This window comes from Rhodobacter capsulatus SB 1003, from assembly GCF_000021865.1.
GTDB classification, from domain to species: domain Bacteria; phylum Pseudomonadota; class Alphaproteobacteria; order Rhodobacterales; family Rhodobacteraceae; genus Rhodobacter; species Rhodobacter capsulatus_B.
Genome location: NC_014034.1, coordinates 898,348 through 913,340 on the forward strand (window position 1 = coordinate 898,348; position 14,993 = coordinate 913,340).

Consider the following 14,993-nt stretch of genomic DNA (forward strand, 5'->3'; position numbering starts at 1 on the left):
ATTTCGTGGAGGGTGCGCAAGGCGTATTCCGGCTGCAGCAAGGCCGCGTCGGGCGGCCCCGAACAGGAGTTTTCCAGATGACCACGACCCCCGCCGCCGCCGATTACGCCGCCACGCTGTTGCGCGTCGCCTCGGGCGTGACCTTCCTCGCCCATGGGCTGCTCAAGGTGACGGTGTTCACCATCCCGGGCACGGTGGGCTATTTCGAAAGCCTCGGCCTGCCGGGCGTGTTCGCCTATCTGACGATCCTGGCCGAGCTGGGCGGCGGGCTGGCGCTGGTGCTGGGCGTCGCCACGCGGGCGGTGGCGCTGGCGCTGATCCCGGTGCTTCTGGGCGCGGTCTGGGTGCATGCGGGCAATGGCTGGCTGTTTTCGGGCGCGGGCGGCGGCTGGGAATTCCCGCTCTTCTGGGCGATCATCCAGCTGGGGATCGCGCTTCTGGGCGCGGGCGCCTTTGCGCTGCGCCTGCCGGGGCTGGAACGCCGCCTTGGCGTTTTCGCCTGAGCCAACAATCACCGCCCGCGGCCTCACCCCGCGGGCGGTCTGCCCAAGGAGAAAGCCATGCACCCCGTTTCCTCTCTTTCGGCCCTGCGCGACCGCTTTGCGCCCTCGGACCGGATGCCGCTGGTCTTTCTGGGCCACGGCAGCCCGATGAACGCGATCGAGGATACGGCCAACAGCCGCGCCTGGACCGCGCTCGGCCGCAGCCTGCCGCGGCCAAAGGCGATCCTTGTCGTCTCGGCGCATTGGATGACGCGCGGCACGACGCTCGTCGATGTCTCGGCGCTGCCGCGCACGATCCATGATTTCTACGGCTTCCCGCAGGCGCTTTTCGACCAGCGCTATCCGGCCCCGGGCGATCCGGCACTGGCGCGCGAGGTGGTCTCGCTTCTGGCCAGCCACCGCGTCGCGGGCGATGACAGCTGGGGCCTCGATCACGGCGCCTGGACGGTGCTGAAGTTCCTGTATCCCGAGGCCGACGTGCCGGTGTTTCAGGTCTCGGTCGACATGAGCCGCGATCTCGCCCATCAGCTGGAGATCGGCCGGACGCTGTCAGAGCTGCGCAACCGCGGCGTGCTGATCCTCGGCTCGGGCAATGTGGTGCACAACCTGCGCGCCGTGACCTGGAGCGATGACGCGAAACCGCTTGATTTCGCACAGGACTTCGACGCGCTGTTCACCGATCGCCTTGCCGGTCGCGATTTCGCGGCACTGGCCGACCGTGCCGGGCTGGGGTCCCTTCTGTCGCAGGCCCATCCAAGCCTCGATCACTATCTGCCGACGCTGACCATCGCGGGGGCCTCGGATGCGGGCGACGATCTGACCTTCCTCACCGAGACGATCGATCTTGGCGCGATCTCGATGCGCTCCTTCGTCTTTCATCCGCGCTAGGGGCTACCACAGCCCCTCGGCGCTTTCCTTCAGCACCGCGGCCGAGCGGTGCAGCGCCGCCCATTCCCCCTCGTCCAGCGAGGGGATCAGCGTCGAGACCACCCCGGCCGCGCCGATCACCCGCGGCAGCGACAGCGCCACATCGGCAATCCCCGCCACCTCGGGCGAGCGGATCGAGACCGACATCACCGCGCGCTGATCGTCGCGGATCGCCTGCACCAGCCGCGCCAGCCCGGCGCCGATGCCATACCAGGTCGCCCCCTTGCCCGCGATGATCCGATAGGCGGCCTGCCGCACCCCCGCGTCGATCTTCGCCCGCACCTCCTCGGTGATTGCCACCCCCAGCTGCGACGCGATCCGGTCCAAAGGCTCGGCGCCGACGCGGGCACTGGACCAGGCCAGCACCTCGCTGTCGCCATGCTCGCCCAGCACGAAGCCATGCACCGAATGCGCGGCCACCCCCAGATGCCCGGCCAAAAGCGCGCGAAACCGCGCCGAATCCAGCAGCGTGCCGGTGCCGATCACCCGCTCGGCCGGCAGGCCCGAGGCCCGCTGCGCCACCTCGGTCATGATGTCGACAGGGTTCGAGGCGACGATCAGCAGCGCCTCGGGCGCCTGTGCGCGCACCTTCGCGATGACCTCGGAAAACACCGCCGCATTGCGGGACAAAAGGCTGAGCCGGCTCTCGCCCGGCTTTTGCGCCACGCCTGCCGCCAGAATCACGATGCCCGCCCCCGCCAGCACCTCGTAATCGCCCGCGCCCAGCTTCACCGGATGCGCAAAGGGCACGGCATGGCCGATATCCTCGGCCTGGGCCTGCGCAAGCGCGGCGTTGCGATCGACAAACACCACCTCCGACGCGCCGCCGCGCATCGCAATGGCAAATCCCGCCGCCGAGCCGACCATCCCCGCGCCCACGATTCCGACCTTCATCGGCCGTCTCCCGTTTGTGATGGCGCTACCATGGCACGCTCACGCGTCCGCGCAACCCCGTTTCCGCGCGGCGCCGCTTTGCCGCAGCCCCGGTTTTCCTTGGTGCAAATACGCCCGGGGGTGCCGCGGAGCCCGCGGGTCGCCCCGGCCCTGCCGGGGCGAAAGCCCCCGCGCGCCGCGGCCCGGCAAAAGCTCTGGTCAGAGGGGGCAACTTGGGCTAGAGTCGGCGCCAAGACCCGGCAATCGGGCGTTCCTCGGCAGATCAGGCAAACGAGCGGTTTTCGCGATGACGGAAATGGTTTTCGGCACCGTCCCCTTGCGGGCGACGGATCCCGTGCTTCCACGCTGGTGGCGCACGATCGACAAATGGGCGCTGACCGCGGTCTTCGCGCTCTTTGGCGTCGGCATGCTTCTGGGCCTTGCCGCCTCGGTGCCGCTGGCCGAAAAGAACGGGCTCGAGCCCTTCTATTACGTCAAGCGTCAGGCGCTGTTCGGCGGCGTCGGCCTGGTCGTGATGGTCGCGCTCTCGATGATGAGCCCGCAGCAGGTCCGCCGCATCGGCGTCGTGGGCTTCGCGCTGGCCTTCCTCACCCTGATGGCGCTGCCCGTCATCGGCACCGATTTCGGCAAGGGCGCGGTGCGCTGGATCTCGCTCGGCTTCGCCTCGTTCCAGCCTTCGGAATTCCTCAAGCCCGGCTTCGTCATCGTCTCGGCCTGGTTCATGGCCGCCGCGCTGGAAGTGGCGGGCCCGCCCGGGCGGCTTTATTCCTTCATCCTCACCGCGCTGATCGTCGTCACCCTGGCACTGCAGCCCGACTTCGGCCAGGCCTCGCTGATCCTCTTTTCCTGGATGGTGATGTATTTCGTCTCCGGGGCGCCGATCCTGCCGCTGGTCGCGGCGGGCGGGCTTTCGGCGGCGGGCGGCTTTCTGGCCTATAACATGTCCGAACACGTCGCGCGCCGGATCAACGGCTTCCTCTCGGCCGAGGTCGATCCGCGCACCCAGATCGGCTATGCGACGAACGCGATCCAGGAGGGCGGCTTCTTCGGCGTCGGCGTCGGCGAGGGCTCGGTGAAATGGTCGCTGCCCGACGCCCATACCGATTTCATCGTCGCGGTCGCGGCGGAAGAATACGGCCTTGTCCTGGTTCTGGGCATCATCGCGCTTTATGCCGTCGTCGTGCTGCGCTCGCTCAGCCGGATGATGGCCGAACGCGACCCCTTCGCGCGGATCGCGGGCACCGGCCTTGCCTTTGCCTTCGGCGTGCAGGCGCTGATCAACATGGGGGTTGCGGTGCGGCTTCTGCCCGCCAAGGGCATGACGCTGCCCTTCGTCAGCTATGGCGGCTCCTCGGTGATCGCCAGCGGAATCGCGCTTGGCTTCCTGCTCGCGCTCACCCGCACCCGGCCGAAAAACGAGATCGCCCGCATTCTCGGCAATCGTCCCGCCGCCTGAGGGAGGGTGACATGGATCACGCAAAACCGCCTCTGCTTCTGATCGCTGCCGGGGGGACCGGGGGGCATATGTTCCCGGCCCAGGCCTTGGCCGAGGCGATGGTCCGCCGCGGCTGGCGGGTGAAGCTTTCGACCGATGCCCGCGGCGCGCGCTATGCCGGGGCCTTTCCGGCGCAGGTGCCGGTGGAACAGGTGGCCTCGGCCACCTTTGCCCGTGGCGGCGTGCTGGCGAAACTGGCCGTGCCGTTCCGGCTGGCGGGGGGGATGGTCTCGGCGCTGGCGCGCAATCTGCTGGACCGGCCCGCCGTCGTCGTGGGCTTTGGCGGCTATCCGACGATCCCGGCGCTTGCCTCGGCGCTGGTTCTGGGCGTGCCGCGCGCGATCCATGAACAAAACGGCGTGATGGGCAAGGTGAACCGCGTCTTCGCCCGCCGCGTTCATGCCTTTGCCTGCGGCACCTGGCCCACCGATCTGCCGCCCGGCGTGCAGGGCACCCATACCGGCAACCCGGTCCGCGCCGCCGTCGTCGAACGCGCGGGCGCGCCCTATATTCCGCCGGGCGATTATCCGATGTCGGTGCTGGTGATCGGCGGCTCGCAGGGGGCGCGGATTCTCTCGGACCTTGTCCCCGCCGCCTTTGCCGCGCTGCCCGAAGGCTTGCGTCGGCATCTGCGTATCGCCCATCAGGCCCGCCCCGAAGATGCCGCCCGCGTCACCGAAGCCTATGAACGCGCGGGCATCGAGGCCGAGATCGCGCCCTTCTTCGCCGATGTCCCCCGCCGTCTGGCGGAATGCCAGCTCGTCATCTCGCGCTCGGGGGCCTCGTCGGTCGCCGATATCTCGGTGATCGGGCGGCCCGCGATCCTCATTCCCTATGCCGCCGCGACGGGTGATCACCAGACCGCCAATGCCCGCGGCCTGACCGATGCGGGCGCCGCCATCCTGATCCCCGAGACCGCCGCCTCGGTCGCCACGCTCTCCAGCCAGATCGCGCTTGTTCTGGACAATCCCGAAGGCGCGGTGCAAATGGCGCGGGCAGCGCTGGCCGAAGGCATCCCCGATGCCACGGCGCGGCTCGTGACCATCGTCGAAAAGCTTGCAGGACCCCGCCCATGAACGCGACCAAATTGCCCGGAGAGCTGGGCCCCATCCATTTTATCGGTATCGGCGGCATCGGCATGTCGGGCATCGCCGAAGTGCTGATGACGCAGGGCTTTTCGGTGCAGGGCTCGGATGCGAAGGCCAGCAAGATCACCGACCGGCTGGTGGAACTGGGCGCGACCTTTTTCGAGGGCCAGCGCGCGTCGAACATCGGCGAAGCGGCCGTGGTGGTGATTTCCTCGGCAATCAAGCCGGGCAACCCGGAGCTGGAGGAAGCCCGCCGCCGCCATCTGCCCGTCGTGCGCCGCGCCGAGATGCTGGCCGAACTGATGCGGCTGCGCTCGAACATCGCGATTGCGGGCACGCATGGGAAAACCACCACGACGACGATGGTGGCGACGCTTCTGGACAAGGGCGGCTTTGATCCGACGGTGATCAACGGCGGCATCATCCACGCCTACGGCTCGAACGCGCGGGCGGGGGCGGGCGAATGGATGGTGGTCGAGGCGGATGAAAGCGACGGGTCCTTCAACCGGCTGCCCGCGACGATCGCCATCGTGACGAACATCGACCCCGAGCACATGGAGCACTGGGGCACGATCGAAAACCTGCGCAAGGGGTTTTACGATTTCGTCTCCGGCATCCCGTTTTACGGTCTGGCCGTCTGCTGCACCGACCACCCCGAGGTGCAGGCGCTGGTGGGCAAGATCACCGACCGCCGTGTGGTGACCTTCGGCTTCAACGCCCAGGCGGATGTGCGGGCGGTGAACCTGCGCTTCGAGGGCGGGCGCAACTGCTTTGACATCCAGCTGCAGGCCGAAGGCGCGGTGATCGAGGGCTGCACCCTGCCGATGCCGGGCAATCACAACGTCTCGAACGCCTTGGCCGCCGTTGCCGTCGCCCGCCATCTGGGCATGAAGAAAGACGAGATCCGCGACGCGCTGGCGAATTTCGCCGGGGTGAACCGGCGCTTCACCAAGGTGGGCGAGGTGCTGGGCGGCGTCACCGTGATCGATGATTACGGCCACCATCCGGTGGAAATCGCAGCCGTTCTGAAGGCGGCGCGGCAGGCGGTCTCGGCCACGCCCGGCGCGCGGGTGATCGCGGCGCATCAGCCGCACCGCTACACCCGGTTGCAGAACCTCTTCGATGATTTCTGCACCTGTTTCAACGAGGCCGATGTGGTCGCCATCGCCGATGTCTATGCCGCGGGCGAGGAGCCCATTCCCGGCGCGTCCCGCGATGATCTGGTCTCCGGGCTGATCCGCCACGGCCACCGCCACGCCCGGGCGCTTCTGAACGAGGAAGACCTGGCGCGGCTGGTCAAGGAACAGGCGCGGCCCGGCGATATCGTGGTGTGCCTTGGGGCCGGGACGATCTCGACCTGGGCGAACGGATTGCCCGCCAAACTCGGATAACGGAGCCAGCCATGACGCTTTCGCTTGCCACCGCTTGTCTTTGGGCGGTGATCGCTTCCCTCATCGCGCTGGGTCCGCGGCGGTTTCACTGGCCCGCCGCCTGGGGGCTGATCGCGGCGGGGGTGCCGATCCTTGGCTGGGTCACCTATGAGAACGGCCCGGTCTGGGGGCTTGCGGTGCTGGCAGGCGGGCTGAGCGTGCTGCGCTGGCCGGTGCGGCGGCTCTTTGCCGCGATGCACCGGCGCGACTGAGGGCGGGGCAGGGGGGCGCTGCCCCCCTCTTTTTGGCTGCCAAAATTCACCCCCCGGCGTATTTGCACCAGGAAAAAGCCCGGCGTTTTTCCTGGTCGAAATACGCCGGGGGGAGTCCGCTTGCGGACGGGGGGCAGCGCCCCCCCCTTTCTTTCGACCCCTTGCCCCATTGGGGTGCTCTCGTTATGGCAGGGCATGGACAAGCTGAGCTACACCCCGCGCGGCGCGCTGACGCCGAATTACCCCCTGGCCGATCTGACCTGGCTGCGCGTCGGCGGCCCGGCCGACTGGCTGTTCCAGCCCGCCGACGAGGCGGATCTGAGCGCCTGTCTCGCCGCGCTGCCCGCCGATGTCACGGTCTTTCCGATGGGGGTCGGCTCGAACCTGATCGTGCGCGACGGCGGGCTGCGGGCCGTGGTGATCCGGCTTGGCCGCGGCTTCAATGCGATCTCGGTCATGGGCGAGACCGTGACCGCGGGGGCCGCCGCGCTGGATGCCCATGTCGCGCGCAGGGCGGCCGAGGCCGGGCGCGATCTGACCTTTCTGCGCACCATTCCGGGCGCGATCGGTGGCGCGGTGCGGATGAATGCGGGCTGCTATGGCGCCTATGTCGCCGATCATCTGATCTCTGTCCGGGTCGTGCTGCGCACGGGCGAAGTTGTTGAAATGGCGGCCGAAGATCTGCATCTGGCCTATCGCAGCTCGACCCTGCCCGATCAGGCGGTGATCGTTTCCGCGACCTTCCGCGCCGCCGCTGGCGATCCCGCGGCGCTGGCCGCGCGGATGGAGGAGCAGATCGCCAAACGCGACGCGAGCCAGCCGACCAAGGCGCGCTCGGCCGGATCGACTTTCCGCAACCCTTCGGGGGCGTCCTCGACGGGCCGCGCCGATGACAGCCAGGAGTTGAAGGCCTGGAAGGTGATCGACGCGGCGGGGATGCGCGGGGCGACGCTTGGCGGCGCGCAGATCAGCCCGATGCACTCGAATTTCCTGATCAATGCGGGCGGCGCGACGGCGCGCGATCTGGAAACATTGGGCGAGGAGGTGCGCAAAAAGGTTTTGCAGACGCAGGGAATTTCGTTAGAATGGGAAATCATGCGCGTGGGCGAATATTGAGGTCGTCGCGCAGTCCATAACAAGATGCGGCAGAACAGCCCGGGGGCGAACCCCGGCAGGGACGAAAGTGGCGGGCATGTCGAGCAGGACGGTCCCCCTCGTGGCGGTACTCATGGGCGGACCCTCGGCCGAGCGCGAGGTGTCATTGTCCTCCGGGCGCGAATGCGCCAAGGCACTGCGGGCGGCGGGATACGATGTAGCGGAAATCGATGCGGGGGCGGACCTTGCAGAGCGTCTTCGGGCGCTGATGCCGGATGTCGTCTTCAATGCGCTGCATGGCCGCTGGGGCGAGGATGGCTGCGTGCAGGGCATCCTGGAATGGCTGCGGCTGCCCTATACGCATTCGGGCGTGCTGGCCTCGGCCCTTGCGATGGACAAGACCCGCGCCAAGGCTGCCTACAAGGCCGCCGGGCTGCCGGTGGTCGAAAGCCGTCTGGCCAGCAAGGCCGAGGTGATGGCGGCGCATGTGCTGCCCGCGCCCTATGTGGTCAAACCCAACAACGAGGGGTCGTCCGTCGGCGTCTATCTGGTGCTGGATGGCGCCAACCGGCCGCCGCAGCTCTCGGACGAGATGCCCGAGGTGGTGATGGTGGAAACCTATGCGCCGGGGCGGGAGCTGACATGCACGGTGATGGGCGACCGCGCGCTTTGCGTGACCGAGATCGTCACGACGGGCTGGTATGATTACGCGGCGAAATATACCGCCGGGGGCTCGCGGCATGTCTGCCCGGCCGAGCTGCCCGCCGGGATCGCCGAGACGATCCGCGATTACGCCCTGCGCGCGCATCGGGCGCTGGGATGTCGCGGCGTCAGCCGCACCGATTTTCGCTGGGATGAAAGCCGCGGCACGGCCGGGCTGATCCTGCTCGAGACCAACACCCAGCCCGGCATGACGCCGACCTCGCTGGCGCCCGAACAGGCCGCGGCCGAGGGGATGTCCTTTGCCGATCTGTGCCGCTGGATGGTGGAGGATGCCTCATGCGACCGCTGATCGCCGAGCCGCGCTATCCGCAGGGGCCCGGGGCAGGGGGGGCGAAAGCTGCACTGAAACCCGCCGCGGCCGCGAAGCCGCAAAAGCCGCCGCGCCGCACCGTGGCGCCGACCCGGCTGTCGTTCCGGCTGGAACGGCTCTGGCTGACGCCGGTCGTGCGCGTCGTCACCCGCGTTGGCGTGCCGGTGTTCTGCGTCACTTTGGGCCTTGGCCTGTGGCTGGGCGATGCCGACCGCCGCGCCGATCTGATGGAATGGTCGCAGGATCTGCGCACGCAGATCGAGAACCGCCCGGAATTCCAGCTCTCCACCCTGGCGATCGAGGGCGCCTCGCCCGAGGTCGAGGGCGCGGTCCATGCGCTCTTGCCGGTGCGGCTGCCCGCCTCGCGCTTTGCGCTGGATCTGGATGGCTACCGCGCCGCGATCCTGCGGCTGGATGCGGTGAAGACGGTGGCCTTGGTGGTGCAGCCGGGCGGCACGCTCTCGGTGCGGGTGACCGAGCGCGAGCCGGTGATCCTGTGGCGCACGGCGCTGGGGCTGCAGATGCTGGATGAAAGCGGGCACCGCACCGCCTCGCTGACCCGGCGCGATGCCCGCCCCGACCTGCCCCTGATCGCGGGCGAGGGGGCGGACAAGGCCGTGCCCGAGGCGCTGGCGATCCTGGCCGCGGCCAAGCCGATCCTGCCGCGGGCGCGCGGGCTGGTGCGCGTCGGCGAACGGCGCTGGGACATCGTTCTGGACAAGGACCGGCGCATCCTTCTGCCCGAGAAGGACCCGGTGCAGGCGATCGACCGGGCGCTGGCGCTGAATGCCGCCGAAGATCTTCTCAGCCGCGACTTTTCCCGGCTTGACCTGCGCAATGCAACCCGGCCGACGATCCGTCTCAGCGCGCCCGCGCTGGTGGCGTTCCAGCAGGCGGCCGCGCAAACCACAGCAGAGGCCTCGCGATGACCGAGTTCCACAAGACACAGCGTGCCATGCGGACGATGCGGACCACCGCGATGGCGCGTGGCGTGATTGCGCTGCTGGACATTGGCACCTCGAAAGTGTCCTGTCTGGTGCTGCGTTTCGAAAATCCGGAAGCGGCGAATGATGTCGTCACGCCGCTGTTTCAGCAATCGGCGATGCGGGTGATCGGGGCGAAGACCATCGCCTCGCAGGGGGTCCGCTACGGCGAGATCGACGCGATGGCGGAAACCGAACGCGCGATCCGCACCGCGGTGCAGGCGGCGCAGAAGATGGCGAACACCCGCGTCGATCACGTCATCGCCTGTTTCGCCGGCGGCGAGCCGCGCAGCTACGGGCTGGCGGGCGAGGTCGATGTGGCGGGCAGCCATGTCGAGGAGCAGGATGTCGCCCGGGTGCTGGCCGCCTGCGACATGCCCGACATCGGCTGGGGCCGCGAGGTGCTGCATGCCCATCCGGTGAATTTCGCGCTGGATCACCGCTCGGGGCTCTCCGATCCGCGCGGCCATGTCGGCGCGAAACTGGCCACCGACATGCATATGCTGACGGTCGATGCCGCCTCGGTGCAGAACATCATCACCTGCATCCGGCGCTGCGATCTGGAACTGGCGGGGATCGCCTCCTCGGCCTATGTGGCGGGGCTTTCGGCGCTGGTCGAGGATGAACAGGAACTGGGCGCGGCCTGCATCGACATGGGCGGCGGTGCCACGGGCGTTTCGATCTTCCTGAAAAAGCACATGATTTTCGCCGATACCGTGCGGATGGGCGGCGATACCGTGACCCGCGACATCTCGGCCGGGCTGCAGGTGCCGATGGCGCTGGCCGAGCGGATCAAGACCTTTCACGGCGGCGTGCATGCGACCGGCATGGATGACCGCGAGATGATCGAGCTGTCGGCCAATTCGGGCGACTGGGAAAAGGACCGTCGCCAGATCAGCCGCACCGAGCTGATCGGCATCATGCGCCCGCGCGTCGAGGAAATCCTGGAAGAGGTCCGCGCCAGCCTGGACGTGGCCGGGTTCGACCTGCTGCCAAGCCAGCAGATCGTACTGACGGGCGGGGCGAGCCAGATCCCCGGGCTGGACATGCTGGCGGCAAAGATCCTGGGCCAGAACGTGCGGCTGGGCCGACCGATGCGGGTGCAGGGCATGCCCGAGGCGATGCGCGGCCCGGGCTTTGCCGCGATGGTCGGTCTGGCGCTGTTCGCGGCCTGTCCGCAAGACGAATGGTGGGATTTCGAGATCCCGCTCGAACGTATGGGAGGGCGCTCGTTCAAGCGCGCGATCCGCTGGTTCCGCGATAACTGGTAGACCTATCCACAGGGTGAAAGCCGATTCGCTTCCCCAGATGCTGCGTCATGCGCGAAATGCCGCCTAACGCTTCCGTTAATCATCCATATTTTGTGGATTTGTTGTGTTTTTTGGGTGACGGAACCCTGAAAGCTGGATACTATTGACAGTAATATCGGGGACAGTCGGCCGTCGAAGGCCGCGGGAACACAGGCGGACTCCTATGACCTTGAATCTGAGCATGTCAGAGCACGAAGACCTCAAGCCGCGGATCACCGTCTTCGGCGTCGGTGGTGCGGGTGGCAACGCGGTCAACAACATGATCGACAAGGCGCTGGAAGGCGTCGAATTCGTCGTGGCCAATACCGATGCGCAGGCGCTGCAGCAGTCGCGCTCGCGCGATCGGATCCAGATGGGCGTGAAGGTGACCGAGGGTCTCGGGGCCGGGGCCCGTCCCTCGGTCGGCGCGGCGGCGGCCGAGGAAAGCATCGAGGCGATCGTCGATCATCTGGTCGGCGCGCACATGTGCTTCATCACCGCGGGGATGGGCGGCGGCACCGGCACCGGCGCGGCCCCGATCATCGCGCAGGCCGCCCGCGAGCTGGGCGTGCTGACCGTCGGCGTGGTGACGAAACCCTTCCAGTTCGAAGGGCCGAAACGCATGCGTCAGGCCGAGGCGGGGATCGAAGCCCTGCAAAAGGTCGTCGACACGCTGATCATCATTCCGAACCAGAACCTGTTCCGTCTGGCGAACGAAAAGACCACCTTCACCGAAGCCTTCGCGCTGGCCGATGACGTGCTTTACCAGGGCGTCAAGGGCGTGACCGATCTGATGGTCCGTCCGGGGCTGATCAACCTCGACTTCGCCGATGTCCGCGCGGTGATGGACGAGATGGGCAAGGCGATGATGGGCACGGGCGAATCCGCGGGCGATGACCGCGCCGTTCAGGCCGCCGAAAAGGCGATCTCGAACCCGCTGCTCGATGAAATCAGCCTGCGCGGCGCCAAGGGCGTCCTGATCAACATCACCGGCGGCTATGATCTGACGCTGTTCGAACTGGACGAGGCCGCCAACCGCATCCGCGAGGAAGTGGACCCGGATGCGAACATCATCGTCGGCTCGACGCTGGATCCGTCGATGGAAGGCATGATGCGGGTCTCGGTCGTGGCGACCGGCATCGACGCCGCCCCGGCGCAGGAAATCCCGGTGCCGCGCCGCTCGATGGCCGAACCGCTGAAAGCCGCGGCCCCCGCCCCGGCCCCGGTCGAACCCGCGCGTCCGGCGCTGAGCGTGACCTCGGCGCAGCCGGTGACGATGGCGCAACCGGCGCCGCAGCCCGTCGTGCAGCAGCCCGCGCCGCAGCCGGTGGCGCAACAGCCGCAACCGGCGCCGCAGCAACCCGCCGCGCAGCCGGTCTATGACCGCAACCTGTTCGAGGCCCCGGTCGCCGCCGCGCCCGCGCCGCAGCCGGTGCATGCGCCGCAACCGCAACCGCAGCCGCAACAGTTCAGCGACGAACTGCCGCCGCCCGCCTATCAGCCCCGCGCCGCCGCCGCGCGCGAGATGATGCTGCAGGACGACGAAGCCAGCTTCGTCGCGCCGCGTCCGCGCGCGCCCGGCCAACCCTCGCCCGAGGCGCTGGCCCGGCTGCAGGCCGCGGTGAGCAAGGTGCCGCAGGGCAATCCGGCCCCCGCCGCGGGCTATCACCGCCCGATGGCGCAGCCGGCGGGCAGCGTTGCCCGCGCCCCGGCGCCGCAAGCCGCGGAAAAACCGCGCTTCGGCATCAATTCGCTGATCAACCGGATGACCGGCCATGCCGAGGCCGCCGCGCTGGCCCCGACTCAGCGTCAGATGCCCGCCGCGCCGCAGCATCAGCCCTATGACGACGAACAGGACCCGGACCAGGATCGCATCGAAATCCCGGCTTTCCTGCGTCGTCAGGCGAATTGACGCATCACAACATGTCGCGGAAGGGCCGGTGAAAACCGGCCCTTTTCTTTTGCAATTCAATGCTCTAACGCGAAGTCGGCAGGGTTTTGCCCATGCCTTGGCCTTCTGTTTCAGTTTGTTGCAAAAGGTGAATTGTGTGTTTGGTCAACGGTTCTTAACTGATCCTCGGAACTCCCCGCCACGATCGGTGTGGGGAAAAGAAAGGCAAGCACGACCGTGCAAACCACGCTTGGCGCATCTGTCACCTTCGTCGGGATCGGCCTGCATTCGGGCAAGCCGGTGCGGATGATCGCGCATCCCGCCCCCGCCGGTCACGGCATCGTCTTCCGGCGCACCGATGTGACGGGCGTCGATCCGCGCATCCCGGCGCTTTGGGATCATGTCACGCCCTCGAAACTCTGCACGCTGATCGTGAATGCCGACGGCGTGTCCGTCTCGACGATCGAACACATCATGGCGGCGCTGGCCGGTCTGGGCATCGGCAACGCGCTGATCGAGATCGACGGGCCGGAAGTGCCGATTCTCGACGGCTCCTCGGCGCCTTTCGTGAAGGCGATCCGCCGCGTTGGCCTGCGGCGTCTTGACGCCGATCTGCGCGCGATCCGGGTGCTGCATCCGGTCGAAGTCCGCGAGGGCGAGGCCGTCGCGCGGCTGGAACCGGCGCCGACGCTGGAAATCGATTTCGCCATCGACTTCGCCGATGCGGCGATCGGCAAACAGGCGAAAAGCCTGAAGATGGCCAATGGCGCCTTCGTGCGCGAGCTGATGGACAGCCGCACCTTCTGCCGTCAGGCCGATGTCGATTTCATGCGCGCCAACGGGCTTGCGCTGGGGGGCACCTATGAAAACGCCGTCGTCGTCGATGGCGCCGAGGTGCTCTCGCCCGGCGGGCTGCGCCATGCCGATGAAGCCGTGCGCCACAAGATGCTGGATGCGATGGGCGATCTGGCCCTGGCCGGGGCGCCGCTGATGGCGCGATACGTCGGCAACCGGGCGGGCCATGCGCTGACGAACAAGCTTTTGCGCGCGCTTTTCGCCGATCCCGACGCCTGGATCTGGGAAACCTGCTCGCCCGAACAGGCGCATCGCCTGCCGGGCGCGGGCGTGCTGCGCGGGTCGATGGCGGCGCGCTGAGCCTTCACGGCCGCGTCAGTCCTTCGCTGGCGCGCGAAAGGCGTTTTGCGCCGCCGTTTTTTCTGTGCTAGGACGGGCGAAACAGCGGCTCCCCCGGGGGTCAGAGGCGGCAGACCGGACGCAGTTCCGGTGACGAACGGAAGAGGCAGCGATGGCAACGGGCAAAACGGCGGCGCTACGGGTCGGCAGTCTTGCGCTGCTTGCGGCTTTGGCGGCCTGCGGTCCGACGCAAAAGGAGCCGCCGCTGGAAAACTTCACCGCCGAGGAAATCTACAAGCGCGGCGAATATGAACTCGAGGTCGGCAACCCCCGCCGTCCCGCCGAGGCGCTGCGCTATTTCTCGGAAGTGGAGCGGCTTTACCCCTATTCCGAATATGCCAAGCGCGCCCTGATCATGGAGGCCTTCGCCCAGCACAAGGCGAAGAAATACGAAGACGCCCGGTCTTCGGCGCAGCGCTATCTGGACACCTATCCGGGGTCCGAAGATGCGGCCTATGCGAAATATCTGCTGGCGCTGTCCTATTACGACCAGATCGACGAGGTCGGCCGCGATCAGGGTCTGACCTTCCAGGCGCTGCAGGCGCTGCGCGCGGTGATCGAGGAATATCCCGACAGCGATTACGCGCGCTCGGCGGCGCTGAAATTCGATCTGGCCTTCGACCATCTGGCGTCGAAGGAAATGGAAATCGGCCGGTTCTACCTGAAAAAGGGTCATTACACCGCCGCGATCAACCGTTTCCGCGTCGTGGTCGAGCAATATCAGACCACCACCCACACGCCCGAGGCGCTGATGCGGCTCGTCGAATGCTATCTCTCGCTCGGCCTGACCGACGAGGCGCAGACGGCGGGGGCGATCCTGGGTCACAACTTCCAGTCCTCGCCCTTCTATGACGATGCCTACAAGCGGCTGAAAAAGATGGGCCTTGAACCCGAAGCCAAGGGGTCGAGCTGGCTTTCCGCGATCTATCGGCAGGTCATCAAGGGCGAATGGCTCTGAT

14 protein-coding genes are annotated in these 14,993 nt (G+C 67.6%); 13 read left to right on the forward strand and 1 reads right to left on the reverse strand.

Translation table 11 applies throughout. The annotated features are described in order from the left end of the window. The first annotated feature begins 77 nt into the window (after positions 1-77). Positions 78-503 carry a DoxX family protein gene (locus tag RCAP_RS04085; RefSeq protein ID WP_013066559.1) on the forward strand — a complete coding sequence of 142 codons (426 nt, stop codon included), beginning with the start codon at positions 78-80 and terminating at the stop codon, positions 501-503. A gap of 57 nt (positions 504-560) precedes the next feature. Continuing rightward, positions 561-1,391: a 4,5-DOPA-extradiol-dioxygenase gene (gene ygiD / locus RCAP_RS04090; protein ID WP_013066560.1), complete on the forward strand. Its 831-nt coding sequence runs from the start codon at positions 561-563 to the stop codon at positions 1,389-1,391. Between the two features lie 3 nt (positions 1,392-1,394). On the opposite strand, the gene RCAP_RS04095 is transcribed toward ygiD, so the two are convergent. After that, complete coding sequence (locus RCAP_RS04095; protein WP_013066561.1) at positions 1,395-2,324, reverse strand: L-lactate dehydrogenase; 930 nt, start codon at positions 2,322-2,324, stop codon at positions 1,395-1,397. Between the two features lie 286 nt (positions 2,325-2,610). On the opposite strand from RCAP_RS04095, the gene RCAP_RS04100 reads away from it, so the two are divergent. From RCAP_RS04100 to RCAP_RS04150, 11 genes are all read left to right on the forward strand, one after another. After that, positions 2,611-3,780: a peptidoglycan glycosyltransferase FtsW gene (locus RCAP_RS04100; protein WP_013066562.1), complete on the forward strand. Its 1,170-nt coding sequence runs from the start codon at positions 2,611-2,613 to the stop codon at positions 3,778-3,780. Positions 3,781-3,791: 11 nt separating this feature from the next. Continuing rightward, positions 3,792-4,895: a UDP-N-acetylglucosamine--N-acetylmuramyl-(pentapeptide) pyrophosphoryl-undecaprenol N-acetylglucosamine transferase gene (locus tag RCAP_RS04105; protein WP_013066563.1), complete on the forward strand. Its 1,104-nt coding sequence runs from the start codon at positions 3,792-3,794 to the stop codon at positions 4,893-4,895. Continuing rightward, a complete protein-coding gene (murC, locus tag RCAP_RS04110) occupies positions 4,892-6,298 on the forward strand; it encodes a UDP-N-acetylmuramate--L-alanine ligase (RefSeq protein ID WP_013066564.1) in 1,407 nt (468 codons plus the stop codon). Before RCAP_RS04105 ends, murC begins: the two co-directional genes overlap by 4 nt. Before the next feature lie 11 nt (positions 6,299-6,309). Continuing rightward, on the forward strand, positions 6,310-6,549 hold the full coding sequence (locus RCAP_RS04115; protein ID WP_013066565.1) for a DUF2484 family protein: 240 nt from the start codon (positions 6,310-6,312) through the stop codon (positions 6,547-6,549). Between the two features lie 195 nt (positions 6,550-6,744). Continuing rightward, positions 6,745-7,665: a UDP-N-acetylmuramate dehydrogenase gene (murB, locus tag RCAP_RS04120; protein WP_013066566.1), complete on the forward strand. Its 921-nt coding sequence runs from the start codon at positions 6,745-6,747 to the stop codon at positions 7,663-7,665. Positions 7,666-7,777: 112 nt separating this feature from the next. Further along, positions 7,778-8,656: a D-alanine--D-alanine ligase gene (locus tag RCAP_RS04125; protein WP_238530221.1), complete on the forward strand. Its 879-nt coding sequence runs from the start codon at positions 7,778-7,780 to the stop codon at positions 8,654-8,656. Continuing rightward, a complete protein-coding gene (locus RCAP_RS04130) occupies positions 8,644-9,606 on the forward strand; it encodes a cell division protein FtsQ/DivIB (protein ID WP_013066568.1) in 963 nt (320 codons plus the stop codon). Before RCAP_RS04125 ends, RCAP_RS04130 begins: the two co-directional genes overlap by 13 nt. Further along, positions 9,603-10,931 (forward strand): cell division protein FtsA, encoded by a 1,329-nt coding sequence (gene ftsA, locus RCAP_RS04135; RefSeq protein WP_013066569.1) that lies wholly within the window; start codon positions 9,603-9,605, stop codon positions 10,929-10,931. Before RCAP_RS04130 ends, ftsA begins: the two co-directional genes overlap by 4 nt. 202 nt (positions 10,932-11,133) lie before the next feature. Beyond that, on the forward strand, positions 11,134-12,861 hold the full coding sequence (ftsZ, locus tag RCAP_RS04140; RefSeq protein ID WP_013066570.1) for a cell division protein FtsZ: 1,728 nt from the start codon (positions 11,134-11,136) through the stop codon (positions 12,859-12,861). A gap of 216 nt (positions 12,862-13,077) precedes the next feature. Then, positions 13,078-13,995 (forward strand): UDP-3-O-acyl-N-acetylglucosamine deacetylase, encoded by a 918-nt coding sequence (gene lpxC, locus RCAP_RS04145; protein ID WP_013066571.1) that lies wholly within the window; start codon positions 13,078-13,080, stop codon positions 13,993-13,995. 151 nt (positions 13,996-14,146) lie between these two features. Beyond that, complete coding sequence (locus RCAP_RS04150) at positions 14,147-14,992, forward strand: outer membrane protein assembly factor BamD (protein ID WP_013066572.1); 846 nt, start codon at positions 14,147-14,149, stop codon at positions 14,990-14,992. Position 14,993: the final 1 nt, after the last annotated feature.

Excerpts from the sequence above, each read along its gene's own strand:
- RCAP_RS04085 (WP_013066559.1), top strand. The coding sequence starts at position 78 with ATGACCACGACCCCCGCCGCCGCCGATTACGCCGCCACGCTGTTGCGC.
- ygiD (WP_013066560.1), top strand. The coding sequence starts at position 561 with ATGCACCCCGTTTCCTCTCTTTCGGCCCTGCGCGACCGCTTTGCGCCC.
- RCAP_RS04095 (WP_013066561.1), bottom strand. The coding sequence starts at position 2,324 with ATGAAGGTCGGAATCGTGGGCGCGGGGATGGTCGGCTCGGCGGCGGGA.
- RCAP_RS04100 (WP_013066562.1), top strand. The coding sequence starts at position 2,611 with ATGACGGAAATGGTTTTCGGCACCGTCCCCTTGCGGGCGACGGATCCC.
- RCAP_RS04105 (WP_013066563.1), top strand. The coding sequence starts at position 3,792 with ATGGATCACGCAAAACCGCCTCTGCTTCTGATCGCTGCCGGGGGGACC.
- murC (WP_013066564.1), top strand. The coding sequence starts at position 4,892 with ATGAACGCGACCAAATTGCCCGGAGAGCTGGGCCCCATCCATTTTATC.
- RCAP_RS04115 (WP_013066565.1), top strand. The coding sequence starts at position 6,310 with ATGACGCTTTCGCTTGCCACCGCTTGTCTTTGGGCGGTGATCGCTTCC.
- murB (WP_013066566.1), top strand. The coding sequence starts at position 6,745 with ATGGACAAGCTGAGCTACACCCCGCGCGGCGCGCTGACGCCGAATTAC.
- RCAP_RS04125 (WP_238530221.1), top strand. The coding sequence starts at position 7,778 with ATGGGCGGACCCTCGGCCGAGCGCGAGGTGTCATTGTCCTCCGGGCGC.
- RCAP_RS04130 (WP_013066568.1), top strand. The coding sequence starts at position 8,644 with ATGCGACCGCTGATCGCCGAGCCGCGCTATCCGCAGGGGCCCGGGGCA.
- ftsA (WP_013066569.1), top strand. The coding sequence starts at position 9,603 with ATGACCGAGTTCCACAAGACACAGCGTGCCATGCGGACGATGCGGACC.
- ftsZ (WP_013066570.1), top strand. The coding sequence starts at position 11,134 with ATGACCTTGAATCTGAGCATGTCAGAGCACGAAGACCTCAAGCCGCGG.
- RCAP_RS04150 (WP_013066572.1), top strand. The coding sequence starts at position 14,147 with ATGGCAACGGGCAAAACGGCGGCGCTACGGGTCGGCAGTCTTGCGCTG.